This window comes from Mammaliicoccus sp. F-M27 (assembly GCF_022387115.1).
Taxonomy (GTDB): Bacteria; Bacillota; Bacilli; order Staphylococcales; family Staphylococcaceae; genus Mammaliicoccus; species Mammaliicoccus vitulinus.
Genome location: NZ_JAJNIE010000002.1, coordinates 231,107 through 256,469, shown reverse-complemented (window position 1 = coordinate 256,469; position 25,363 = coordinate 231,107). Strand labels below are relative to the sequence as shown.

Genomic DNA, 25,363 nt, shown 5'->3' with positions numbered 1-25,363 from the left:
TAAAAGAAGGCAGGTGAGGAAATGGCGGAAAGAATTAGAGGTTTGCAGATTGATATTGGCTTAAATGATATGGGTATTGATCGCAAGCTATCTGAAATCAAAAGAAGCTTCAGAGGGTTGAGTTCAGATTTAAAATTAAGTCGAAATAATTTCATTAATAGTGAAAAAAGTATGACTTCTTATAAGAATAGAGTTCGTGAACTCGATGGCGCTTTGAATTTGTCTAAGAAGAATTTAAAAGATTTAAAAACGCAATATGAATTAGTATCAAAAGAACAAGGACATAATAGTAAGCGTGCTCAAGAGTTAAGGCAAGAAATAAGTAAGCAAGCTGATACACAAAACTATCTCCAAAAAGAATTAGGACAGACTGCTCAAGAGTTTAAAGATTTTCAGAAAGAAGCTAGAGAGGCGCAACGTGTAGCAAGTAGTGGATGGGGCAAAGTAAGTAAGCAATTTGAGTCAATGGGACCTAAACTTACAAATGCTGGTAACGCTATGAAAGGCGTAGGGCGTAACATGTCAATGTACGTGACTGCACCTATCGTTGGTGGCTTCGGTTTAGCTGTAAAAACTGCGGCAGACTTTGAAGGACAGATGTCACGAGTTGGTGCAATTGCTGAATCGAGCAAAGGTGAACTTAAGGCTATGAGTGACCAAGCAGTTGATTTAGGTGCAAAAACGAGTAAGTCAGCAGGTGAAGTAGCACAGGGTATGGAAGAATTAGCGGCGTTAGGGTTCAACGCTCAAGAAATAATGAAAGCTATGCCTAGTGTTATTTCGGCATCTGAAGCAAGTGGTGCAGATATGGCAGAAACTGCTACTATCATGGCATCATCATTAAACGCTTTTGGATTAGAAGCTAAAGACTCTAGTCATGTAGCCGATTTACTAGCAATGGCAGCGAACAAGTCAGCAGCAGATATTAGTTACATGGGTGATGCCTTAAAATACGCTGGTCCTCCAGCTAAATCGTTAGGCGTATCGTTAGAAGATACTTCGTCTGCAATTGGCATTATGTCAGACGCAGGTTTGGAAGGTTCACAAGCTGGTACTGCGTTACGTGCTTCATTCATTAAATTAGCTAAGCCTACAAAAGCTAGCGCTAAAGTTATGGAAGAAATGGGCATTAGTTTATCAGATAGCAAAGGCAACTTTGTTGGCATGCCTAAACTAATCGAACAATTTAAAAATGGTATGCAAGGTATGTCGAAAGAACAAAAACTGGCGACTGTTTCTCAAATAGTAGGAACAGAAGCAGCGAGTGGATTCTTAACTTTAATTGATGCAGGTCCTAGTAAAATCAAGAAATTCAGTAATGAATTAAAAAATTCGGATGGCGCAAGTAAGAAAGCTGCAGATAGAATGAAAGATAATTTAAAAGGATCACTCGAACAATTAAGTGGTGCTTTTGAGTCTGCTGGAATTATTATCGGTAACATCTTTGCACCAGTATTGAGGAAGTTAGCTGACACGATAACCTGGCTAGTTGAAAAACTGAATGGTATGTCGAGAGGTATGCAAATTACGATGGTGGTATTAGCTACATTAGCTGCCGCTATTGGTCCATTAGTATTTGTGTTTGGCGCTTTCATTAGCGTTTTAGGAAGTGCAATGACTTATTTAGCACCATTCCTTGCTGCTGTAGCAAAAGCTGGTGGACTTATAACGTTTCTAACCACTAAATTCCCAATGTTAGGTAGTGCAATAACGTTACTATCCGGTCCAGTCGGTTGGGTAGTTGCAGGAATAGTAGCATTAGGTGCTGCATTTGTGATTGCCTACAAGAATTCAGAAACATTTAGAAATGTCGTAAATAGAGCTTTAAACGGCGTTAAACAAACGTTTATAAGAATAGGTAGTATTGTCAAAGGTTTCTTCCAACTATTTCAAGGCAACGGTCAAGATGGCGTAATAACACTAAGTAAGATATTACCACCGAACGTAGTTGTAGGATTGACGAATTTTGCTACAAAAGTTAAAACTATATTCTTCCAAGTAGTTAACGCAGTTAAAAACTTTGCAGTTTCAATTGGATCGCAAATTAGTGCGTTCTGGTCTAAGAATGGTGCTGAAATAACGCAAGCCGTCAAAACGATAGGAAACGTTATATCGACAGTCTTTAAATTCATTTGGTCATATGTAATCAAGCCAATTATGACATTGATATGGAACTTGATGAAATTGTTATGGCCAGCTATAAAAATGTTAGTCGTTTCTATATGGAACAATATCAAAGGTGTTATACAAGGCGCTTTGAATATTATACTAGGTGTTGTTAAAGTATTCTCTGCCTTACTCACAGGTAACTGGAAAGGCGTATGGCAAGGTATTGTGCAAATACTAAGAGGCGCAGTGCAATTGGCGTGGAATCTAGTTCAATTATGGTTTGTTGGTAAAATACTCAAAGTTGTTAAAGTCGGACTCGTAGCTTTACGTGGTGTGGTTGCTAAAGGGTGGACATTCATCAGAAACTTCATTTCTAAATCCGCACAAGGAATTTGGAACGCAGTTCGTACTAAGTTCACTGGTATGTTCAAGTCGGTGCGTGGAATTTTCACTAACCTTTCTAAATTCTCACGTAATTTATGGACTGCGTTAAGAAATGCAATAACTAAATTTGCACAGGGTATTTGGACTAACGTTCGTACTAAATTTAGTGGTTTATTCAAATCAACACGCAACATATTTACAAACTTATCTAAGTGGAGTCGTAATTTATGGACTAGCCTAAAAAATGCAATTACTAAACTAGCGCAGATTATTTGGAACAATATCAGAAATAAATTCAACGGACTATCAAAAACAACACGAACAATCTTCTCAAACTTGAGTAAGTGGTCACGGAATTTATGGTCGGCTTTAAGGAACAGTATTACTAAAATAGCACAATCCATTTGGAATAATGTTCGTAATAAGTTTTCTGGTATGTTTAATAGTGTTCGAAATATATTAAACAAATTATTAAATACTTCTAAAAACTTATTCACGAGTATTAAGAATAGAGTTACGAGTTTAGCTCATGGCGCAAGAGATAATGTTGTTAATGGTTTCAAAGCTATGCACGACAAAGGTAAGTCCTGGATAAATAAATTAAAAGGTTTCTTAGGAGACTCAGTAAGTGGTTTCAAGAGTTTAGCAACCAAAGTCGGAAACGGCATTGCTAACGGTGCTATTGGTGGACTTAACAAAATGATTGATGGTGTTAACTGGCTATCTAAAAAAATCATGGATAAGAAACTAATCAAAGATAAAATACAACGATTATCTACTGGTACTGGTGGTAGTAATGGCGTTAGAACAAACTCTAAAGGGCAATTACAAGAAAGCACCTTAGCTATGGTCAATGATAAAGGGCGCGGCAATGGTAAGGGTTCTAATGGTCACCAAGAATTAATTAGAGACAAAGACGGATCAATGTATGCACCTAAAGGTCGTAACGTTGTCTTACCACTTAGAAAAGGTATGGAAGTAATCAACGGTAAAGATACCCAAAAAATGTTTAGTAATATACCTAAATTTAGTGCAGGTTCTGGAACGAAAAGTAAAAAGAAAAAACCTTCCGCATTTATGCAAGGTATGAATAACGTTAAAAATGTACTTAAAGCTAGTACAGATGCAACTGTTAAAACGGTATCTAAAAAAGGTGGAGAATTAGCAGGTGAAGGCGCTGCTAAAGCTAAAGAAGTATGGGATTACGTTGAGAATCCTGGTAAATTAGTGCAAATGACACTTGATAAATTTGGCGTTAATTTCTCTGGTATCAAAGGTGTATATGGAAGCTTTATGAAACATGGCTTTGCTGGACTTAAAAAAGGTTTAGTTAAGAAAGTTATGAGTTGGTTTGATGATGCTGGTGGATATGGTAATGTTGACGGTTCTAGTATCTTAAAACATGGTATTAGTTACGGATATAGTCCAAATAAACCATTGGCAGGCTATCCTTTATCAATCAATGGTGGTCGTCACTATGGTATTGATACACCTCATATTAACGAAAAAATACAAGCGCCAACAAGTGGTATTGTAAGAAAACAATACGATGTTGGTGGGGGAACAGTAGCCCAATTACTCAACGGTAAAATTGCACAGTATTATCTGCATTTAAGCGATGTTCTTAAAACAGGTCGTGTAAAACAGGGTGATACATTTGCTCGAACTGGTAACAGTGGGGCAAATACAACAGGCGCTCATTTACACACTCAAATTGAAGATCCAGCATCAAATGCTTTGACGAATAGTAACACTAAAGATCCAGTCGCATTCCTTAAAAGTAAAGGTGGTTCATCTGGTGGTGGCGGCTTACTAAATAACGTAAGAACTGCATTAAAAATAGCTAACCTACCCGTTACTAAGAAATATATTGACGCATGGATGAAACAAATTCAAACTGAATCTGGTGGTAATCCTAAAGCTATTGGTGGTACTGATGGATTAGCAGACGGTAGAGCGCAAGGTCTTGTACAAGTTAAACCAGGCACTTTCAACGCTTACAAAGGAAATGGAATGAGTAACATATTCAATCCGATTCATAACCTTGTAGCTGGTATGAACTACTCTAAATCACGATACGGTAAAGGCGGACTACTAAGCGTTATAGGTCGTGGTCATGGTTACGCTACTGGTGGACTTATTAATCAAAGTGGTATGTATAATCTTGCTGAAGGTGGATATCCAGAGTTTGTTATTCCAACTGATCCATCCAAGAAAACTGACGCTATGAAGATGTTAGCAATCGCAGCAAATAAAATTCAAGGCAAAGGTTCAAGTAATAAACGACCTAACCAAATGAGTATGCCAAGCAACGTTGGTAATAATCAAGATGCAGAAATATTACAAATGCTTGCTAAACAAATCGAACAACAACAAGAACAAATTAACATCTTAACTAAGATAGCGTTGAGTAATCAAAGCATCGCAGACAAACCAGTAATGGGTGAACGTGATGTAAGTAGGCAACAAGCCTTTCGCTCTCGTCAACTTTCTTATCAAATGGGAGGAGGATTAACTTAATGGAAAAATGGGTAAAAATGTTCGATGATGATTCAACAACTGTTTTGACTGATATGGATGGACTTATATTCCTAGATGCCAATGAAGAAGGTGTTGAATTAAAAGTAAATTCGGTTGAATCACAAGGTACGGATGGTGTTATGTTAGGACCTGCTTCGTTTGGTCCTTTCAGTCTTACCTTGCGCTTCTTTTATAGAGGTGTAGATACACAAGATTACAAGTTGTTAAAACAAAAATTGAGGGGTGTGTTATTCAAACGCACTCCTTATTATATTGTTCATTCTGATATGCCAGCTAAAAAGTATGCGGTGTACTGTGAAGAAAATTCAATAACAGACATTGGTCATAAGTTCGGAGAGTTCGAAATAACTTTTAATGTATACAAAGGTTATTCCGAATCTTTATATGACACTGACCAATTTAGTTTAATGAGTGATAACTGGCAATTTGAAAGTGGATTATTACCAGATGAAAATACTTCATATAGTCATAAGAGGGCTAAATTCGAAATTTTAAATGGTTCGAACGACATTATTAATCCACGTATGAGACACAAGTTAAAAATAATTATTCGAATTAATGCACCTAACGGTTTTGATTTAGTTAATACAACAACTGGTGATATATTCAAATACACAAAAGCAATTACGAAAAGCACGCCGTTAACGTTGGAAGGTGGTTATCCGTTTTTACATGTGAATATGGAGAAAATAAGGTGTGGACGGTCAACTAATCATGGTTTGATTACATTAGCGCCTGGTATCAACAAATTTGAAACGTGGGGGGATATAACTGGTGCAGAAATTGAATTTATTTTCCCATTTATTTATAGGTAGGTGTTCATATGGATATTATTGTCACTGATTTAAAAAACGTCATGTCGGAATTGTTGCTTGATTTCTATTATGAGTCATTTAGTTATGAATATGAACGCAATAATAGTCGTACAGTATCATTCACCGCATACATGACGAGTCACAATAAAGACATTTACAACATGTTACAAAACGAAAGTTTTATTGAATACGAAGGACAAACCTATGTTATCAAAAATACCAATCCTAAAATGACTGGTAACATTCATACAAACGATGTTACTGCACACCATATCATGTATGAATTTCAGAACCATTATATTAGCAAGGATATCGTAAACGAAGAACTTAATTCAGAAGATGAAACAGAGCAAGAACTTCAATACACTTTGCGAGAATATTTAGACTTTGGCTTTCGTGGCAACAAGCTAGGCTATACCTATGAGGTCAAAGGGTATTTTCCAGATACTAAAGTAATTGATGATTTAGGCGACAAAAACGGCATCGAGTTTTTAGTCGAAGGTGCTGAAACGTTCAACTATATCATGTTCGCTGATAACAAGAAAATTTATATTTATGATGAAGAAACGTTTTATAAACAATCAGAGTTAGTTATTCGCTATCAATTGAACAATGACGAAGTAGACGTATCGGTTAATACAAACGACTTAAAAACTTATGTTAAAGGTTATGGTAAGAAAAAGAATAAAACTGAAACTAAAAACTATAACCCAATCAAGCCACCAAATTTAAAATATAACGGTACTTTTTTCAAGGAAGGCACATGGCGCACGCAAGTCATCGGTGCTAGTTATGAAAAGACGTTCAACTGTAAATGGGGTAACGAAACGTTAATATGGTCACTTAAAAAACTATCTCGTGGTGGTTTACTTGATGTTTATTTAGATGGGGATTATATAGGGCGCTATAGTTGTTATAGCCACACTGCACGTTCTGAATCGATTGTGATTGCGAAGAACTTGAAGAAAGGCACACATATTTTCAAAGCAGTACATCGGGGTGCTGATCCGAACGTTAAAGAATATAAAACCGCGCCAGTCATGTATGTTGGAACCGAAAAGTCCACAACATTGAATTTAACAGCTGTTTTAAAAGGCACAGACGTCTATCATACGTTAACGAGTTATAAATCACCTAATTACAGTGTGTTTGGTCATAGACAAGCACCAGACGTATTTGACGATAAGATAACGAGCGAAACTGAACTAACGAATTTATTGAAATCACAATTAAATGACGAACCAGAAGTCGAACTCACAACGAACTACATTGATACAGAAAAAGTGTTCGAACGTGATGAAGTCTGGTTTATACATGAACCAATGGAATTTGATACGTCTGTTAAGGTTGTGAGTCTGAAAAAGGCGCATCCTTATATGAATGTACCAGACGAAATTGGTTTCTCTAATAATAAGACGGATATTATCAAAATTCAGCAAGTAATCAATAACCGTATCAAAAATGTAAATAAAGCAATCAATAGAGCGAATATTAATAATATATATAACGCTGATAGATACTTTGAAGAACCAATTGTAGGGAGTGTGATAATTGATGGCTGAGATTGAAATACCAATCGTCACAAAACGCAATCAAATGACTGGAGACTATGAATATCCACAAACGCATGTAAATGGCGTGGTCGGTTTGGATGAATATGTAGAAAATGTTGTGTTTGATAATGTACCAGAAATAGAGTTTAGCGATACAGGGTGGATTGAATATGATGTTGATGAACCTATACAAAAAAATACACAGTTCATGACAAGTGAATACAATGGTTTTGTTTGTGCGTATCGTATTATCAACTTATTAGGTGTCGAAACATTTTATATAAGATTTAATATGCGCAACATCTCAAGCGGTGCAGTCGTTAATTTGCCTAGTGGATTAATACGCAACGCTCAATCATTCACATTGAGAACGAGTACTGCACGACTACCTGTACAGGTGTTTATTAAAGCGAATGGCACAATGACATTTTACCCTAACGATTCTGACAGCGGTTGGACTACAGGAGATTATATATATCAAGAAGTTAGTTTTTTAAATAATTAGGAGGTGTTAAATTTGAATTTAGAAAAAATTTAAGTAATAAATTAGATCAATCGTTCAGACGCCAAAATATAGACAACTACACAAAGATAGAACATGGTCATAACGAAATTCTTAAACAAAATATTAAACACCGCACAACTGAAAATAACGCACACAATAGTACACAAATAACGCATGGTAATACGACGCTAGACAAACTGTTAACTTATCGACTATCTCAAATAGAAAACTTAGTAACAGGCGTTGACGGTGACGGTGTAAAAGAAGTTACGGATAGTCGTGTATCGATTGATGGTGGTAGTCATGGATTATTATCAGAACGATTATTGCATGATTTCAATAACGTAAATGAAACAATAGAAGGCGTTAATAAGAAGTTCGTTGAAATCAACTTTGACACATACAATCCAGATAAGACAGGGAATGTTGGTGTTGACGTTTTACTACAACAAGCTTTAGATGAAATAGGCAACGCTCAAGCTGGTACATTAATCATCAAAAATGGGACGTATTTAATCAATAAACGTGTCTCTATATCTGGAAATACAACAATCAAAATGGACGAACACGCGGTCATCTTACGAGGTGCAACGGGTGTTCTTTTTGATTACGGAAGAAATAACGAGTCTTATTCAGGATATGACGGACCAAGTAATATTCATATAAAAGGTGGTACGTTAGATAACAACTTAGAACAATTGAGTAAATATCCCGTTGAGTCGGCAAACATGATTAACATCAGACATGCTGACAATATTTCATTCACAAACGTTAAATTCAGAAATAACCTAACATATCATGTGTTAGATATAAATGGCGTAAATAATCTACGAATTATTAATTGTGTATTTGAAGGTCATAAGAACTTATTACCTAGCACTGCAAAAGAAAAAGAGGCAATACAACTAAGTGAAATTATGCGTGGTGGCGTAGGCGGTCCTGGTGTTTGGGACGGAACACCTTGTAAGAATGTCGTGATAACTGGTTGTACATTTAAACCATCTAATTTGGCTGGTGGCTTTGATGTCGCTATTGGAAATCATGCAAGTGTTCATAATATATATCAAGAGAATATCAAAATCACTAATAATACATTTGAAAATTGTACAATCGGTATCAAACCTTTCAAATGGAATAATGTTGAAATGTCTGGTAATACATTCGAAAACAATAGCGAATGTATTCGTATTTCATCCGTTAAAGGTAATACGAGTAGTGCCAACGATGTAAATGGTGTACCTAGTAAACAATCGCAAGGTGGAGATATTTACACGATTAAAGATAATGTATTTAAGAATTATAAAAAGACTGCGGTTGGTGTATACGGTGAAGAACATAACGGTAGCATTGGTTATGTAGGCAATATCAGAATAAATGATAATACATTTAAATGTGATAACAACGATCAAGGTCAAAATATTGTGATGAACTTATGTCGTCACATTCATATTAAAGGAAATAATATGGCTTACAGTTATCGCGGCATGAATATTGCAGCAAGTCACAATGTGTTTATTGATAACAATTATATCGAGAATATAAAAACAGAAGGCATATTTATTAATGAATCACAACATACTGGATATGCTATGAAAACCAATCATTTAAACATTACTAACAACACGATAAACAGTACAGGCAGAAACGGAATGTATGTTCAAAATTCTAGCTTCGTCTACCTAACACACAATAAAATATTGAACGCTAATTTACAAACAAGCGATGAAGTAAATCGTGGTGGTTTATATGTTCATGATTGCCGAAATGGTCGTATAGAGGGTAATGACTTCTGGGGAAGTTCGAACTCATTTGCTATATACGGTACAGTGTTAACGAACTTCGTAGCATTTAATAATGGTGGTAGTGGCACTGTTCGTTTGTTCGGTGACTCAACGTACATTGGGTACTATAACGTAAGTTCTGCAAACAACATCTTCAAAAAAGAAACTAAAGGGGAGGCATAAATGAATGGTAAATTTTAATGCTGCACCAAACAAAAAAGCTAAACTCGTATTAGAAACAACACCTTTTAAGCAAATTAGAAGTGACTTAAATGTTGCTTTTTCTACTGCTGATCGTAATACTTCTATATTTGAATTTATCGTTACACAAAACAACAAACCTTTATTACTTGGCAATGATAACATTACTTCAAGCATTGTATTTATTCATTCAAAAGGTTTAAAAATACGTTTGCCATTAGAAATAACAGATGGTATGAACGGGAAAATATCCGTACAAGTACCAAATGATATTATAACTTTATCTGGAAAAGTTACTGCTCAAGTGTATGTTGCAAGAAAATCAACGACTGAAACACAAGCGATTGTAGCTGAACGCATATTTAGTTTTGTGATCGAGGAATCGTTGGCGTATGATTTTGATGGTGAAACAAAACTTAATTACATCATTGAATTTGACGAATTAGAAGAACAATTGAAACAACGTGCGTATGATATAGAACAAGCAATAGCGAACGCAGAGGACTACGTTGCTAAAATTATACAAGCAAAAGATGAAGGGTTATCAGATATTAGCATCGCAAAGACAAGTAGTTTGAACGAACTAAACACTTTGGCTACTAATAAGTTAGGAGAAATTACAACAGAAGGTACACAATACGTTACTAACCTAACTCAAATACGTGACGACATTGACGGTAAGATAAACCAATTCAATAGTGACGTTATTGCTGGAGGGTATGTTAAAGATGCAGATACAACAGAATGGCAAAAACATTCCGTTACTGATGATGAAGGGCACAGTATACAAATTGAAACAATTGACTTCATGAATGTCGGTGAAACAATCACTAAATCGGGATTGTATTATATTAACAGTTCTACTAATGGACCAATTGACGAAACACCGTACGGTTATATAACAGCTAATTTTACTAACGTTGACAACGGACAATTAGTTTTCACGCCAGTAGGATCATACAAAATATATAGCATACAAAAAGTTAATGGAACATGGGAAGGGTTGCATGATTTAACGCAAGATATGGAAACGCAAAATGGCGCACAATTAAAATCAGATACTGCATATAATAATGCTATTACTTATTTTGATGATAAATTAAACGCCAATTTTAAAAGTTTGTGGAAAGGTAACGTAAGCGAAAAAGGTACGGTGATAGATTTATTAGAGCCATATACCAATTATAAAATGTTATATGTTGTTTATTACAGCATTGGCGGTACTAAAAATACATCAAGATTTGTTGAAGGGATGGAAAGAATCGTTATTCAAGATTTTAACCTTTCTGATGCAGATGGTGGTGCATCGAGGTTTTTTGAAACTGCATTAGATGTAATTAATACAACGCAATTGAGTGTTAGACATAACCACACATATTTACCAGAAACAAACACAGGTATTTCAAATTCTAATGCTATTGAATACAGAGAAATTGTAGGTGTATATTAATGAAAATAAAAGTGGATAATGAGTTAATTTTATCTTATGCAATCATCGGTAACATTGATAACAGTATTGAAATTAATGATGATATTGTACCTAGTAATTTTATAGATGATTTCAAACCTAATAAGTATAGATATTCAAACGAACAAATAGTGTTAAACGAAAACTATACAGAGTACGAAGAACAACCTATTTTACCACCAATCACCGAAAAACCTAGTAATGACGAAGAACTTCGTAAAATGTTCGCTGAAATGCAAGTACAGTTAGTTCAAGCTAATATGATGGTTATGCAAGTGTCACAACAAAATGCCGATTTATTTCAACAGATTTTAGAAGTAAAGCAAGAAATAGAAAATATAAAAGGGGAGAATTTAGATGGAAATGTTATTCCCGAAGTTTGAAGATATTAAAACGATGTACGGTTGGGGTTGTTATACTAACGAACAGATAAAATGGTTTGTTGATATGGAAGTCATCGACAAAGAAGAATATGCATTAATCACAGGTGAAAAATATCTGGAATAAAACACAAGGCACTGATTAATTTCAGTGTCTTTTTATATAGACAAATAAATTACAGAGAGTGGGTGTTGTATGAACAAAATGTCCTTACCTGAAATTATTTCAAGTACATTACTGTTTGGCTTAGGTGTATTCAGCTTATGGCGTGGTTTATTCTTCGCAATTGAACAAGAAGCAGTATTAAAGGATTCGGAATTTTATAAAGCCTTACATCAAGTTATGCCTATTTGGATATGGGGGATATTGATGGCTATATCAAGTTTATTTTTGATTTATTCAAGTTGGTTGATGCCTAAACGTAATCGCCTTTTTCATTGGGTATTGTTTTTAGGAGGCGTGACATGTTCATTTATGTATTTAATGATGACAAGCGCAGGTTTATTCAATGCAATTAATTGGCTAACACCTATGCAATTCGCCACGTTGTCTGCAATATGTGGTGTGATTGCGTTTTTCGGGGGTGCTGAGATTTATGCCAGACGAAAATAGATATGTATTAAAAACTGACCATATAGCTGATATAAGCAAGCTAACGGGTCGTATTAAAGATGTTGATAGCAAACACATGGAAATGCACAATGATTTAAAACTCACTATAAACACCCTGTCAATTAGTACACAAGCATTAACTGAAACGAGCAAGAAAACAAACCGTATTTTAGAATCAATTGATGAAAAGATGGACGGATATAATGATCGTATTAAAAATGTAGAGTTTAGTGTTGAAACAACTACTAAACGTGTAGATAATATTGAACATTCAGTATCGGATCGTAAACGAGGTAATGTGCAATTATGGGTCGCAATAATCGGTACATTAGGAACTGTTATTGTTGGGGCTTTAGGATTCGCACAAATATTTTTCTAAGGAGTGGTTAAATGGCAATTTATAAAAATAAAGACATAGAAACAAATATTAATGAACGAGACGCTGAATTAGGTAATATCAACGTTAATTTTTACACAGAAGATAATGGCACAGCATCAATTAGAATTAGCATAAAAAATCAACAGGGCGTGCCTATTAACTTTAGTAATACTGATATGCTACCACGATTAGATTTATACGCTAAAGATGGTAGTATATTCACGAAAGAACCAATAGAAATAATCTTAGCTGAACAAGGATTAATCCAGTATAAAGTATCTGATTATGTCATTAGACACGAAGGTAAAATGGACTGTAAATTATTCCTAGAAAATAGTATAGAGTCTGTACATGTTGCTAATTTCTACTTTGTTATTAAAGATAGTGGTGTTACGGGTGCAATCGGGAAAGAGATACATGTTGATGTTTTAGAGGATATGGTTAGAAATACTGTACTAAGCAATAAAGATAAGTTTGTAGTCCCTCCTAAAATGTACACGAGAGATGAATACAATCAATTATCAACTAAAGATAGTAATACATTATATTTTATAAGTGAGGTGTAGGAATATGACACAAGTTAAATTAGGGGATAAAAACATCCCGTTCATCTATCAAGGTAATAAGTTGTTATATCCTAATCCAGTTAAAGATGGTTTAATGCTTTATTATGATATGAAAGCCACAAGTAATAATAGTCAGTATAAAGACACACTAAAAGATATTAGTGGAAATAATAACGATGCTACACTTAAAAATTTTAACTTTACCTCAGAAAGTGGGTATAGCGATAAAGGTTTAAAGTTCGATGGTGTTGATGACCATATAACGAGTGTAAATAGCATTAAAAGAAATTCTAAAGATATAAGTATTGAATTGAATATAGGAGATATAGATAAATCAAAAAATTGGCAATACCTAGTGTATTTAAGGGATGCAAACCTTAAACAAATGTCAGTATTAATACATGGAGGGATGTTAGATGTCCATATTGCAAATGACACTACAACTCAACATACTTATTATTCCATTTCTGAATTAAATAAACATATAACAGTTACTTTAACTGGTGGTACTGATATGACTCAAAACGTTTATGTTGATGGTAATAAAGTTAATTTACTATCAGGTACAATAAATTCAAATATATCTAATTTTTTAAACGAATTAAATATTGCTAAGGCATATAACGATACTAATAAAAGCTCTTTGAAATCAATCAAGATATATGACCGTATACTCACAGACCAAGAAGTTCAACACAACTATAAATTAGAAAAAGAAAGATGGGGGTTATAATATGAAATTTGTTATTGCAGATTTAGAATTTTTCCAAAAGTTAGGGTACAACACAGAGTACTGGCGTAAGTCGAAAGACGGTACTAAAACGATTTGTCATTTAGAATATGCTGAAATTTTAGTACACGATTTAGAAACTAATGATAAAGTACAAATTGTAGAAACAAGTGAAGCACAAGAAATCATGGCAACAGAAGAATGGTCATGGGAAGAAGAATAGTATTAAGGCTACCAATTGGTAGTCTTTCAAAATTTAAAAGAAGGTAGGTTCAACATGGCGATATATAAAAATAAAGACATAAAAATAAAGATTTCAGCTAAACATGTAAATTTAGGGGACAGTGGTGCTCAATTCTATTCAGACGATGAGAACAGTGCATCTATATGTTTTTACATTGAACACAATAATGAACCAATTAACCTAGTTGATACTGGACTAACACCTATATTAAGTTTGTTTATGAAAGATGGTTCAATATTCATTAATGAACCTGTAGATATATCAACAGAAAATCAAGGACAGTTTGAATACAAAATTAGAGAAAATGTTATTAAACATGTGGGCATAGTTAGAGCAACATTAAGGCTAAAAAGTGAAACGCAATTAATTCATGCCGCAGATTTTAGTTTTACCATTTTAAGTAGTGGTATTGACGAGCGTATTGCAAGAGAAATTAATATTGATTTAATTGGCGATAAAATCGAACAAGTGTTAATTGCTAATAAAGCTATGTTCAAAGGCGAAAAAGGCGATACTGGTGAGCAAGGCGCTAAGGGCGACAAAGGGGACAAAGGCGAGCAAGGTATTCAAGGTATTCAAGGTATTCAAGGTATTAAGGGTGATACTGGTGAGCGTGGCGCTACTGGCGATAAGGGAGATAAAGGGGACAAAGGAGATTCTGTGCTAGCTAGTCCTAAAATTTACACAAGAGATGAATACAACCAACTAGCAACTAAAGATAACAACACATTGTATTTCATAAGTGAGGCGTAGGAATAGAAGAAGAAAAATAATTAGACTACCGATCATGGTAGTCTTTTTAATTTAAGGAGGATAACAATGGATAAAGATAAAGCTAAACAGTTCATTGCATTAGTCGGTGGTTTCTTAGGAGCTTTATATTTAGCGTTAAACGCATCTGGAATAAGTGCTGAATGGATTAATCCACATAAGGTTGATGCGTGGGTAAACGTGCTTAATACAGGCATACCAATAGCATTAACATTCTATGGTGTGTATAAGAATACATTTATCGTAACTGATAAAGCTAAGAAACAAGAAGAAATGTTGAAACAAAAAGGCATGAAATAAAGTCGGCTAATTAGTCGGCTTTTTTACTATATAAAAGGAGTGATTTATAAGTGAAAAAACAAGATGGCGTTAAATGGGCAGTTAAGAATATTGGTAAACGATTAGATATGGATAAGGAACACGGCTCGCAATGTGCAGATTTTGTCATCGCATTTACTAAAGAACATTGGGGCGTGCATCCGACTGGTAACGCTAAAGACTTCATTGATTTTAAGTTTCCTAAAGGTTTCCAAGTTATCAAAGGTAAAAATCAAATACCGCAACCTGGAGATATATTTGTTTTTGGTGGAGAGTATGGTCATACAGGCATTGTTACAGAAGCAAACGGTAAATATTTTAACAGTATTGACCAGAACTGGTATAACGAGAGTTTGACAACAGGTAGCCCAGCAGCGTTTATTGAGGATCATGAATACACTAACTTTATAGGTGTCATTCGACCACCATATGAAGATGCTGAAAAAGGCGCAAGCAAGAAGTCTACTAAAATAGAAACAATCAATCACACGATTAATTACAACATGGCTAAGCGTAGTGGTGGCGTTAAAGGCGTTGTTATTCATAATACTGCAGGCAACTCATCCGCTAAACAAGATTACAATAACTTACGCAACGCATCTGTAGCACGTTATGAGGCTGGCATAGCACACTATTACATCGACCGTCACACAGTTTGGCGTGCTATTGATACCTATAGTGTAGCGTGGCATACAGCTAGTCCAGACGGCAATAATGGATATATCGGTTATGAAGTCAACGAATCAATGAACGCTAGTAATAAAGACTTTATGGCTAATGAACAAGCGACATTTAAAAAAGCAGCTACTGATATGCTGTATTATGGATTACCAGTTAATCGCTCAACAGTTAGACTTCATTGTGAGTTTGTACCAACAGCATGTCCACATCGTTCAATGACGTTGCACGCAGGTTGGAATCCAGTAACTCAAGGTGCTGCACCATTATCAGTTGTGAATCAATTAAAAGATTACTTCATTAAAGAGATTAAAAAGTATTACAATGATCCGTCACTAAAAGCTGGTAGTCCTGCAAGTAATGATGTGCCAGACAGAACAACAATTCCTACTGAAAAACAGAAAGTTAAACCAGCTAAGAAAAAAGGAATTAAAAAAGTTAACGGCTATAAAAAGAATAAGTGGGGTATATTGTACAAAGCAGAAAAAGGTACATTCACATGTAAAGCCACACAAGGTATTGTAACGAGATACACAGGACCAAGTATTCACAATCCAGTAGCTGGTGCATTAGAATATAACCAATCAGTTAATTATGATGAGGTCCAAGACTACGAGGGATATATTTGGATTAGTTGGGAAGTGCATAGTGGCAAAACAGTTTACATGCCAATCGGTAAATCAGACGGCAAAGGAAATAGAGTCGGTGCAGCATGGGGTACATTCTCTTAAATTCACATATCTTACTACCACATAACGTAGTATAATCTATATACTGCTAGACTAGATTACCGAAAAATCAAGTCACATGCTATATTGTAAAACCCTATCTAGCGGAAACTAGGTAGGGTGTTTTTTTATGTTTATTTATCATGTAGTAAAAAGATTAACTTAATGGTGTAGAAATTGAAATGAATCCAGCAATGTCGTTATATGTAACATGTGAATCAGCGATAGAAATGGACAATCTTTATTCAAAATTAAAATCAGGTGGCGCTATTCTTATGCCAAAAACTGAATTACCACCAACTTTTAGAGAATTTGCATGGGTACAAGATAAATATGGCGTTAATTTCCAATTAGCATTACCTGAACAACAATAGATATGCATATAGGTAAGCATGCACTTTACAAAATAAAAATCACCCAATCCGAAAATGAATCTAACGGTTTGGGTGATTTATTTTATTATTTTAATAATTTTTTAATATCGTCATAATCTGTTGTGACGTAAAGTGTTGTTTGGTTGTCATATGTTACAAAACCTGGTTTCGCGCCACTTGGTTTGTGGACGTTTTTGACAGCAGTATAGTCTACAGGTATTTGGCCAGATTGACTTGCTTTAGAATAATATGCAGCAATCATTGCCGCTTCTTCTATTGTTGTTTGTGTTGGCTCATCTTCTTGAATGACAACGTGTGAACCTGGAATATCTTTCGTATGGAACCATAATTGATTTTTTCGAGCTACTCGATGTGTTAAATAATCATTTTGTTTATTATTTTTACCAAGTAATATCGTTTGGCCATCCGATGAAATGAATGTCGTAATTGTAATTTTGTTTGATTTTTTCTTTTTCTTACTTTTACGTTTTTTGACAAAACCTTGATCTTCTAATTCTTCTCTTATATCATCTATATCTTCTACAGATATATGCGCAAGTTGTTGCTCTAAAGACTCGAAATATAAAATATTAGACTGAGTAAGTTTGATTTGTTTTTTTAATTCAATTTCTCTTGTCTTAAGTCTATTATATTGTTTGTAATAAGACTGCGCATTCATTGAAGGTGATTTAGTTGGATTCAAAGGTACGGATATAGGTTCATTATTATAATAATTGATTGTTTCTAAAGTTTTATCACCTTGTTTAATTTGATACATATTGGCTGTGATTAATTCACCATATAATTGTTGTTCGTCTTTAGTACGCGCAGCTTCTTTTTCATTAATTAATTTTTCTAATTTATGACGATTTTTTTGTAAATGCTGATCAACTATTTTCACTAAGTCAAGTGCACGTTGTTTTACGCGTTCTCTTTCGCCACGTGATTCATAAAATCGATCTAAACATTCATGAATCGTGTCAAATGTCATATAACCATTTCCGTATGAGTGTAACGGCATGAAATAAAAAGTTTCTTTACCTATTGAATCATCACGATATATAACAGGTTTAGGTGATTGTTTTACTTCGTTCATCACTTCATTAAAAGATTCTACTAATGTTTCTTGATTCATAAACGATCTTCTAGAAACAATCTCTTTTGTTATAAGTGGACTAAATCCTTCAAACTGTTGTAATAATTGTCGGTCTATTTTTCCTGAATTAAAATCAATATATTTATTAATATCCTCTACTTCAAAAGGATTAAGTTTTTTTACAGTAGGTGGATATTCATATTTGAACCCAGGCATAATTGTACGAGCAGTATTCGTATTAGGCGTATGGTGTTTAAAACCATCAATAATTTTACGCTCTCCATCAACTAAAATGATGTTACTATGTCTGCCCATAATTTCTAATATAATAGTACGTTTTCTTAGATCACCAATTTCATCTCTTGAATGAATATCAATTTCTACTAATCTATCGTTTCCAATTTGCGTAATACTTTGTACAATACCACCATCTAAATGTTTTCGTAACACTCTTAAAAACATTGGTGGATCAAATGGATTGTCATATTTTTCTGTAGTTAAATGAAATCGACTAAAATTAGCATGTGTCGATAATAATAATTGTTTGTTTTTTCTTTCACTTCGAATTGTTAAAATAATTGTATCTGAACTTGGTTCAGTAATTTTATGAATTCGCCCTGTAACGAGCGATTGAATATCTTCAACAATCTTTCTTGTAAATAAGCCATCAAAAGCCATTTGCATTTCCACCTTTATCAAAAGTCAATTTATTGTAACATGTTAGGGGTTAAATGAGTATAATTCTGTTTAATCTTTACAACCTCTCTAGCCATATAGAAATGAAATATGGTAAGATATAAAAAACAAAATGATAATAAATCGTTAGTATTCATTAGGAAAGGTCGTTTGACATGAACATTGAAAAAGGGTTACTGATAGTGCTCTCTGGCCCATCTGGAGTTGGTAAAGGAACGGTACGTAAATCAATCTTTGATGATCCAAGTACTGATTTTAAATATTCTATCTCTATGACAACGAGAAAGATGCGCCAAGGTGAAACAGATGGTTTAGATTATTTCTTTAAATCTAGAGAAGAATTCGAAGCTTTAATTGCTGATGATCAATTTATAGAGTATGCTGAGTATGTAGGTAATTACTATGGTACGCCAGTACAATATGTAAGAGATACGATGGATAAAGGTTATGATGTATTTTTAGAAATCGAAGTTGAAGGTGCTAAACAGGTTAGAAAGAAATTTCCTGAGGCATTATTTATTTTCTTAGCACCGCCGAGTTTAGAACATTTGAAAGAAAGATTGGTCGGACGCGGTACTGAGTCAGATGAAATCATTAAAAATCGTATTTTAGAAGCACGTAAAGAAGTAGAAATGATGAATCTTTACGATTATGTTGTTGTGAACGATGAAGTTGAATTAGCTAAAGCACGTATTCAATCAATCGTAGAAGCAGAACATTTAAAAAGAGAACGAGTTGAAGCACGCTATAGAAAAATGATATTGGAGGCAAAGAAATAATGTTATATCCACCACAAAATGAATTAAAAGACAGTATTAATTCTAAATATTTAGTTGTAACAACTGCAGCTAAAAGAGCACGCGAATTGCAAGAACATCCTGATAGTTTATTATTAGATGAATATCGTTCGCTTAAAAATGTAGGTCAAGCACTCGAAGAAATCGCAGCACATAAAGTGTATGCTAAACTAGAAGACTAATGATCATTATTTACTGAAGACCTTTTATGAATGGGAATTATAACCATTCATAAAAGGTCTTTTTTTATTTAAATGAAATGATGTAATTTAGATTCATGACAGTCTATTTTAAAGGATGTATAATAAATATTAAGATTAAGAATCGAATTTATCGGAGGAGTACACAAATGAAGAATATACTTCTAGCTGTAACGGGTGGGATAGCTGCCTATAAAGCTATAGATTTAACGAGTAAACTAACTCAAAATGGTTATTGTGTTCGCGTGATGTTAACAGAGCATGCACAACAATTTGTTACACCATTAGCTTTTCAAGCAATTAGTCGTAATCATGTTTATACAGATACTTTTGATGAAAAAGATGTAAGTGAAATTCAACATATAACGTTAGCTGACTGGGCAGACGCTGTCATAATCGCACCAGCTACAGCAAATACAATTAGCAAGTTAGCAAATGGTCTTGCTGATAATATGGTGACTTCCACTTTACTTGCAACAACTGCTCCAGTATTTATTGCACCTGCTATGAACGTGCATATGCTTGAGCACCCTGCAACCGTTGAAAATATGTCACGTTTAAGAAGTTATGGATATAAATTTATTGCACCCGGAGAGGGTTATTTAGCATGTGGTTATGTTGCAAAAGGTAGAATGGAAGAACCCATTACGATATTAACAATTATAGATGATTATTTTAAAGAACAAAAAAATCCACAAACCTTCGCACTTCAAGGGAAAAATGTTTTAGTTACAGCTGGTCCGACAGTAGAAAAAGTAGATGCAGTAAGATATTTCACAAATCGTTCAAGCGGTAAAATGGGATATGCTTTAGCGGAAGCAGCAAGAGATTTAGGGGCAAATGTCATATTAGTCAGCGGTGAGACAAATTTAACGCAACCAACAGGGTTAGAGTTTATTCAAGTTTCAAGCGCTGAAGAAATGTTTCAAGCAGTAAAAGCGAGAATGCATGATATGGATATGATTATTAAAGCGGCGGCTGTTGCAGATTATACACCCGTTGAAAAGTCAGATAACAAAATGAAAAAGAAAGACGGCGATTTAGAGCTTACTTTTAAAAGAACAACAGATATATTGAAATATTTAGGGGAACATAAAGAACAACAATATTTAGTTGGATTCGCTGCCGAAACAGATAATGTTGAAGCTTATGCTATGGGTAAACTGAAAAAGAAAAATGCTGATGTCATCGTTGCTAATCATGTAGCGAACCAAGAAATTGGATTTAGATCAGCAGACAATGAAGTAGAAATGTTTTTTGCAAACGGAGATCGTGTACCTTTAGCTAAAGAATCAAAACAAAAAATAGCGTTTAAAATATTAAATGAAATCACTAGTAGGTGGGAAGATTGATTGCAAATGTTGTAGTGGATATTCCAGCTAAAAATGTCGACAAAATTTTCGATTATATCATCCCCCAAGATATTGAAGATATTGTTAAAGTTGGCGTTAGAGTTGAAGTACCTTTTGGTCCAAGAAAAATTCAAGGATTTGTTATTGGCATCAGTGAGGAATTATCAAGTGATATTGATGAATCTAAATTGAAATCACTTATTAGAGTGAAAGATTTTAAACCAGAATTAACTGCAGAATTAATTGAATTAAGCGAATGGATGTCTAATTTTCATCTTGTTAGACGCATTTCCGCTTTAGAAATAATGTTGCCAAGTGCTGTTAAAGCTAAATATCAAAAGGTCTATTGTGTAAATGACCCAGAAGCTATTCCAGCTGAATACTTAAATCATTTTAATAAAGATGGCATTTTAACTTTTGATCAAGCACAAAACTTTCAAATTGTAGCTGAACTTGAAGGGTATGTGAAATCTGAAGCATTAACGAAAGATACAATCGTTGGGCAACAATTAACGAGAAAATACGCAACATGTGTAAGACTGTTACCGACAGACAGATTAGATGAAATCATTGAATCTTTACGTAAAAAAGAAAAACAATTAGATATCATCAATTATTTAATTGAACATAGACATGAAGATGTCATGTTAAAAACTTTAAAAGAAGAAGGTTTTTCTAATTCTAGTATAAATACGCTAGTTAGAAATCAAGTTCTAGAAAAATTCGAAGCAATTGTAAATAGAGACCCATATGAACATCGTATATTTGAAAAAGAACATAATAAAGCTTTAACTGAAGCTCAGCAAGATGCGTTTACTCAAATTGATGAAGCGGTTAAAGCGCATGAATCTAAGACTTTCTTATTACATGGTGTAACAGGCTCAGGTAAAACAGAAGTTTATTTGCAAACCATTGAAAATGTGTTGAAAAAGGGTGAACAAGCAATCATGCTTGTACCTGAAATCGCGTTAACACCACAAATGGTCAATCGTTTTAAAGCGCGCTTTGGCGATGAAGTAGCAGTGTTACATTCAGGACTATCCAAAGGTGAAAAGTATGATGAATGGCAAAAGATTAGAGATGGTAAAGCAAGTGTTTCAGTAGGTGCTAGATCAAGTGTCTTTGCACCATTTGAAAAACTAGGTCTCATTATTATAGATGAAGAACATGAAGCAACATATAAACAAGAAGATTATCCGAGGTACCATGCTAGAGAAATCGCTATATGGCGAAGTGAATACCATAATTGTCCAGTAGTATTAGGGTCAGCGACACCTAGTTTAGAAACTTTTGCTCGAGCTGAAAGAAATGTATATCAATATCTAGGATTGCCAGATCGCGTAAATCAACAAAAAATGCCGGAAATTGAATTGATCGATATGAGAGAAGAATTGCAAGAAGGCAATAGATCAATGTTCTCGAAGGATTTAACTGAAGCAATCCAAGAGAGAATTGATAAAGGTGAGCAAATTGTTCTCTTTTTAAATAGAAGAGGGCATTCGTCATTCGTATTATGTAGAGATTGTGGACACGTGCCACAATGTCCAAACTGTGATATTTCTTTAACATATCATAAGACACATGATGACTTGAAATGCCATTATTGTGGGTATAGTGAAGCAATGCCACAAAAATGTCCGAGTTGTGAAAGTGAACATATTCGACAAATGGGTGTAGGTACTCAAAAAGTCGAAGAAATTATTTATGAAACTTTTGACCGTGCTAAAGTGATTAGAATGGATGTCGATACAACTTCTAAAAAGGGTGCACATGAAAGACTGCTAACAGCTTTTGGTAATCAAGAAGCCAATATTTTATTAGGTACACAAATGATTGCGAAAGGTTTAGACTTTGAAAACATCACGTTAGTAGGCGTGCTTAATGCAGATACAATGCTAAACTTGCCAGACTTTAGATCAAGTGAGAAGACATTCCAATTGTTAACACAAGTAGCAGGTAGAGCAGGCAGACACGAAAAACAAGGAGAAGTAATGATTCAAACGTACAACCCTGATCATTACGCAATTCTAGACGTTACGAAAAATGACTTCTTATCATTTTATCAAAAAGAGATGAAATTTAGACAAGTCGGTAAATATCCACCATATTACTATCTTGTAAATTTAACAATTAGTCATTTCGATAAAAGAAAAGTATTACAAGCATCCAAGCATATTCACGGAATACTTGTACAACAGGTCACAACACAATCCTTTGTATTAGGACCGTCACCAAGCCCGTTATCAAGAATAAACAATCAACATAGATTCCAAATTCTTATAAAATTCAAAAACGAACCAGACTTATTAACAGCTTTGAGATATCTAGACGATTATTACCATGAGCAATATTTGAAGGACAAATTATCATTGGAGATTGATATCAATCCACAAATGTTGATGTAATGTAGGAAAGATAAGAGTTTTATAAAATTTAAATGTTGAATTATATGGATAAATGTGGAATACTAATTGTAGAGAATTAACATTCAATTAGCTTAATATATCAAAATCTCACTCTATTTGAGTGAGGTTTTTTTACAATCAGTTTCCATTTGGAATATAAAATATAGATTTGTAAAAGGGGAGATATCTTTGATACATACTATTACTTCAACTTTACCTTTAGTTCATGGTGGTAGAACAAAGTCTTTATTATACAGACTTAAGTTCTTAGAAGAAAATTTGAATGAAAAGTCAACGATTCATGTTACAAATTATAATCCTCATTATTTATATGTATATGAAGAATTTAAGCAAAGAGAGATCATAACGGAAAAATTAGTAATTAAGAATCTTTATGAATGGTTATCAGGTAATAAATTATTAGAAAAAATTCCAACAAAAACAATATTCAGTAAAAAAGTCAAAACGACTAGTGTAAAAATCCCTGGTCTAAAAGAAGAAATTAAAGATAGTATTGTAAGATACTACAGAGATGATGAATACGTTTTATATAGAAAGTTTTATGAAAACACAAATGTTTTAAGATTTGAAGATTATATGTCTCCATTATCTAAAAAGAGAATCGAGAGACGTGAATATACTAAAAATGGTAATCTACATAGAATTACAAACTTTTCTATAAATAACGATGTGAAATTATATGAAGAATTTTATGATAAAAATGGAAGTATATATTTAAAGAAGTATTACGCTGATTCTAAAAAAACTACATTAATATATATTATTTTACTGAAAAATAATCAGCCATATAAATATTTTAAGTCAGAGAAGGATATGTTCACATATTACTTTAATCATGTGTTTGAAGATGGTAATATCGTTTTTAATGATGCTAGATTATTAGATAAACCTTTAATTGACTGTGAAAAAGACCTAAAAAGAGTTTTAGTGTTTCACAGTACGCATTTTACTGATGATAATATTAGAAATTCATATAAGCTTGCATTCAATAGTAAAGAAGTTATCGATAAATACATTGTTTTAACTGATTATCAGAAAAATGATATATTATCAGAGTTTGAAATAGAAAAAGAAAAATTCAAAGTGATTCCACACTTTGTAGAAACAATTAGGACTAATAAAAATTTTGGAAAAGAGAATCAATTTTGTTATATCGGTAGAATTTCAAAAGAAAAGCAAGTTAACCATATTATACGAGCTTTCAGTATATACATTAAAAAAGGTTACGATACTAAACTTATGATTTATGGGAAAGATGAGCAAGGTGAAGTAGATGAGTTGAAAAAATTATCGTCAGAATTAGGTGTTGAAGAATATATTGAATTTAAAGGATATACTGACAAGCCTAAAGAGGTTTTCGAAAAATCTATTGCATCCATTCTAACTAGTAAATTTGAAGGTTTTGGGTTAACGGTAATGGAAAGCATCAATTATGGCTGCCCTGTAATCTCTTATAATATTAAATATGGTTCTAGCGAACTAATTGATAATCATCAAAATGGTATACTTGTAGAAAAAAATAATATAGATGAACTAGCTATAGCAATGGAAAATGCTAGTAATAAACAAATGAAAGATGTAAAATTAAGTGATAGATTTAGCTTAGAATGTGCAATAAAGAATTATCAAGAATTAATAAATGAATTGAAGACTTAATT

At 33.8% G+C, this 25,363-nt stretch carries 22 protein-coding genes and 1 pseudogene; 22 read left to right on the top strand and 1 reads right to left on the bottom strand.

The genetic code is table 11. The features are described 5' to 3' along the window. Window positions 1-21: 21 nt before the first annotated feature. From LQ598_RS03585 to LQ598_RS03505, 17 genes and pseudogenes are all read left to right on the top strand, one after another. On the top strand, window positions 22-5,013 hold the full coding sequence (locus LQ598_RS03585) for a phage tail tape measure protein (RefSeq protein ID WP_239745195.1): 4,992 nt from the start codon (window positions 22-24) through the stop codon (window positions 5,011-5,013). Further along, window positions 5,013-5,849, top strand: a complete 837-nt coding sequence (locus LQ598_RS03580) for a phage tail domain-containing protein (protein ID WP_239745194.1) — start codon at window positions 5,013-5,015, stop codon at window positions 5,847-5,849. Before LQ598_RS03585 ends, LQ598_RS03580 begins: the two co-directional genes overlap by 1 nt. Before the next feature lie 8 nt (window positions 5,850-5,857). Beyond that, on the top strand, window positions 5,858-7,411 hold the full coding sequence (locus LQ598_RS03575; protein ID WP_239745193.1) for a prophage endopeptidase tail family protein: 1,554 nt from the start codon (window positions 5,858-5,860) through the stop codon (window positions 7,409-7,411). Next, entirely contained in the window at window positions 7,404-7,907 is a 504-nt protein-coding gene (locus LQ598_RS03570) for a hypothetical protein (RefSeq protein WP_239745192.1), read from the top strand. The genes LQ598_RS03575 and LQ598_RS03570 overlap by 8 nt, the downstream gene beginning before the upstream one ends. A 326-nt stretch (window positions 7,908-8,233) precedes the next feature. Further along, window positions 8,234-9,871, top strand: coding sequence for a right-handed parallel beta-helix repeat-containing protein (locus LQ598_RS03565; protein ID WP_239745191.1), 1,638 nt, complete (start codon window positions 8,234-8,236; stop codon window positions 9,869-9,871). A gap of 4 nt (window positions 9,872-9,875) precedes the next feature. Further along, window positions 9,876-11,339, top strand: a complete 1,464-nt coding sequence (locus tag LQ598_RS03560; RefSeq protein WP_239745190.1) for a BppU family phage baseplate upper protein — start codon at window positions 9,876-9,878, stop codon at window positions 11,337-11,339. After that, window positions 11,339-11,740: a DUF2977 domain-containing protein gene (locus LQ598_RS03555; protein WP_239745189.1), complete on the top strand. Its 402-nt coding sequence runs from the start codon at window positions 11,339-11,341 to the stop codon at window positions 11,738-11,740. The genes LQ598_RS03560 and LQ598_RS03555 overlap by 1 nt, the downstream gene beginning before the upstream one ends. Then, a complete protein-coding gene (locus tag LQ598_RS03550; RefSeq protein WP_239745188.1) occupies window positions 11,715-11,864 on the top strand; it encodes an XkdX family protein in 150 nt (49 codons plus the stop codon). The genes LQ598_RS03555 and LQ598_RS03550 overlap by 26 nt, the downstream gene beginning before the upstream one ends. Window positions 11,865-11,933: 69 nt before the next feature. Then, window positions 11,934-12,350 (top strand): G protein-coupled receptor family protein, encoded by a 417-nt coding sequence (locus LQ598_RS03545; RefSeq protein ID WP_239745187.1) that lies wholly within the window; start codon window positions 11,934-11,936, stop codon window positions 12,348-12,350. Next, window positions 12,334-12,729: a hypothetical protein gene (locus LQ598_RS03540; RefSeq protein WP_239745185.1), complete on the top strand. Its 396-nt coding sequence runs from the start codon at window positions 12,334-12,336 to the stop codon at window positions 12,727-12,729. Before LQ598_RS03545 ends, LQ598_RS03540 begins: the two co-directional genes overlap by 17 nt. 11 nt (window positions 12,730-12,740) lie before the next feature. Continuing rightward, window positions 12,741-13,295, top strand: a complete 555-nt coding sequence (locus tag LQ598_RS03535; protein ID WP_239745183.1) for a BppU family phage baseplate upper protein — start codon at window positions 12,741-12,743, stop codon at window positions 13,293-13,295. A gap of 4 nt (window positions 13,296-13,299) precedes the next feature. Then, window positions 13,300-14,028: a LamG domain-containing protein gene (locus LQ598_RS03530; RefSeq protein WP_239745182.1), complete on the top strand. Its 729-nt coding sequence runs from the start codon at window positions 13,300-13,302 to the stop codon at window positions 14,026-14,028. A 1-nt stretch (window position 14,029) separates the two neighbouring features. Next, window positions 14,030-14,248: a hypothetical protein gene (locus LQ598_RS03525; protein ID WP_239745180.1), complete on the top strand. Its 219-nt coding sequence runs from the start codon at window positions 14,030-14,032 to the stop codon at window positions 14,246-14,248. A gap of 54 nt (window positions 14,249-14,302) precedes the next feature. Further along, complete coding sequence (locus LQ598_RS03520; RefSeq protein ID WP_239745179.1) at window positions 14,303-15,022, top strand: BppU family phage baseplate upper protein; 720 nt, start codon at window positions 14,303-14,305, stop codon at window positions 15,020-15,022. A gap of 66 nt (window positions 15,023-15,088) precedes the next feature. Next, entirely contained in the window at window positions 15,089-15,340 is a 252-nt protein-coding gene (locus LQ598_RS03515) for a phage holin (protein ID WP_239745177.1), read from the top strand. Between the two features lie 50 nt (window positions 15,341-15,390). Then, window positions 15,391-16,767, top strand: a complete 1,377-nt coding sequence (locus LQ598_RS03510) for an SH3 domain-containing protein (RefSeq protein WP_239745176.1) — start codon at window positions 15,391-15,393, stop codon at window positions 16,765-16,767. 158 nt (window positions 16,768-16,925) lie between these two features. Next, window positions 16,926-17,138, top strand: a pseudogene (locus LQ598_RS03505) (VOC family protein); the annotation flags it as partial. An 85-nt stretch (window positions 17,139-17,223) separates the two neighbouring features. On the opposite strand, the gene LQ598_RS03500 reads toward LQ598_RS03505, so the two are convergent. After that, the gene (locus LQ598_RS03500) at window positions 17,224-18,912 is read right to left on the bottom strand and encodes an Rqc2 family fibronectin-binding protein (RefSeq protein ID WP_239745175.1); all 1,689 of its coding nucleotides are present in this window, start codon (window positions 18,910-18,912) and stop codon (window positions 17,224-17,226) included. 173 nt (window positions 18,913-19,085) lie between these two features. On the opposite strand from LQ598_RS03500, the gene gmk reads away from it, so the two are divergent. From gmk to LQ598_RS03475, 5 genes are all read left to right on the top strand, one after another. After that, window positions 19,086-19,709: a guanylate kinase gene (gene gmk, locus LQ598_RS03495; RefSeq protein WP_016911049.1), complete on the top strand. Its 624-nt coding sequence runs from the start codon at window positions 19,086-19,088 to the stop codon at window positions 19,707-19,709. Further along, entirely contained in the window at window positions 19,709-19,909 is a 201-nt protein-coding gene (rpoZ, locus tag LQ598_RS03490) for a DNA-directed RNA polymerase subunit omega (protein ID WP_016911048.1), read from the top strand. Before gmk ends, rpoZ begins: the two co-directional genes overlap by 1 nt. A gap of 167 nt (window positions 19,910-20,076) precedes the next feature. Then, window positions 20,077-21,279, top strand: a complete 1,203-nt coding sequence (gene coaBC, locus LQ598_RS03485; RefSeq protein ID WP_169034694.1) for a bifunctional phosphopantothenoylcysteine decarboxylase/phosphopantothenate--cysteine ligase CoaBC — start codon at window positions 20,077-20,079, stop codon at window positions 21,277-21,279. Further along, window positions 21,276-23,684: a primosomal protein N' gene (gene priA / locus LQ598_RS03480; RefSeq protein WP_239745174.1), complete on the top strand. Its 2,409-nt coding sequence runs from the start codon at window positions 21,276-21,278 to the stop codon at window positions 23,682-23,684. The genes coaBC and priA overlap by 4 nt, the downstream gene beginning before the upstream one ends. Window positions 23,685-23,873: 189 nt before the next feature. Beyond that, window positions 23,874-25,361: a glycosyltransferase gene (locus tag LQ598_RS03475; RefSeq protein WP_016911045.1), complete on the top strand. Its 1,488-nt coding sequence runs from the start codon at window positions 23,874-23,876 to the stop codon at window positions 25,359-25,361. The last annotated feature ends 2 nt before the right edge of the window (window positions 25,362-25,363 follow it).

What these genes read in the sequence shown, in the direction of transcription:
- LQ598_RS03585 (WP_239745195.1), top strand. Translation starts at nt 22, where the DNA reads ATGGCGGAAAGAATTAGAGGTTTGCAGATTGATATTGGCTTAAATGAT.
- LQ598_RS03560 (WP_239745190.1), top strand. Translation starts at nt 9,876, where the DNA reads ATGGTAAATTTTAATGCTGCACCAAACAAAAAAGCTAAACTCGTATTA.
- rpoZ (WP_016911048.1), top strand. Translation starts at nt 19,709, where the DNA reads ATGTTATATCCACCACAAAATGAATTAAAAGACAGTATTAATTCTAAA.
- LQ598_RS03570 (WP_239745192.1), top strand. Translation starts at nt 7,404, where the DNA reads ATGGCTGAGATTGAAATACCAATCGTCACAAAACGCAATCAAATGACT.
- LQ598_RS03575 (WP_239745193.1), top strand. Translation starts at nt 5,858, where the DNA reads ATGGATATTATTGTCACTGATTTAAAAAACGTCATGTCGGAATTGTTG.
- LQ598_RS03550 (WP_239745188.1), top strand. Translation starts at nt 11,715, where the DNA reads ATGGAAATGTTATTCCCGAAGTTTGAAGATATTAAAACGATGTACGGT.
- LQ598_RS03500 (WP_239745175.1), bottom strand. Translation starts at nt 18,912, where the DNA reads ATGGCTTTTGATGGCTTATTTACAAGAAAGATTGTTGAAGATATTCAA.
- LQ598_RS03530 (WP_239745182.1), top strand. Translation starts at nt 13,300, where the DNA reads ATGACACAAGTTAAATTAGGGGATAAAAACATCCCGTTCATCTATCAA.
- LQ598_RS03520 (WP_239745179.1), top strand. Translation starts at nt 14,303, where the DNA reads ATGGCGATATATAAAAATAAAGACATAAAAATAAAGATTTCAGCTAAA.
- LQ598_RS03525 (WP_239745180.1), top strand. Translation starts at nt 14,030, where the DNA reads ATGAAATTTGTTATTGCAGATTTAGAATTTTTCCAAAAGTTAGGGTAC.
- LQ598_RS03555 (WP_239745189.1), top strand. Translation starts at nt 11,339, where the DNA reads ATGAAAATAAAAGTGGATAATGAGTTAATTTTATCTTATGCAATCATC.
- coaBC (WP_169034694.1), top strand. Translation starts at nt 20,077, where the DNA reads ATGAAGAATATACTTCTAGCTGTAACGGGTGGGATAGCTGCCTATAAA.
- gmk (WP_016911049.1), top strand. Translation starts at nt 19,086, where the DNA reads ATGAACATTGAAAAAGGGTTACTGATAGTGCTCTCTGGCCCATCTGGA.
- LQ598_RS03515 (WP_239745177.1), top strand. Translation starts at nt 15,089, where the DNA reads ATGGATAAAGATAAAGCTAAACAGTTCATTGCATTAGTCGGTGGTTTC.
- LQ598_RS03535 (WP_239745183.1), top strand. Translation starts at nt 12,741, where the DNA reads ATGGCAATTTATAAAAATAAAGACATAGAAACAAATATTAATGAACGA.
- LQ598_RS03580 (WP_239745194.1), top strand. Translation starts at nt 5,013, where the DNA reads ATGGAAAAATGGGTAAAAATGTTCGATGATGATTCAACAACTGTTTTG.
- LQ598_RS03545 (WP_239745187.1), top strand. Translation starts at nt 11,934, where the DNA reads ATGAACAAAATGTCCTTACCTGAAATTATTTCAAGTACATTACTGTTT.
- LQ598_RS03540 (WP_239745185.1), top strand. Translation starts at nt 12,334, where the DNA reads ATGCCAGACGAAAATAGATATGTATTAAAAACTGACCATATAGCTGAT.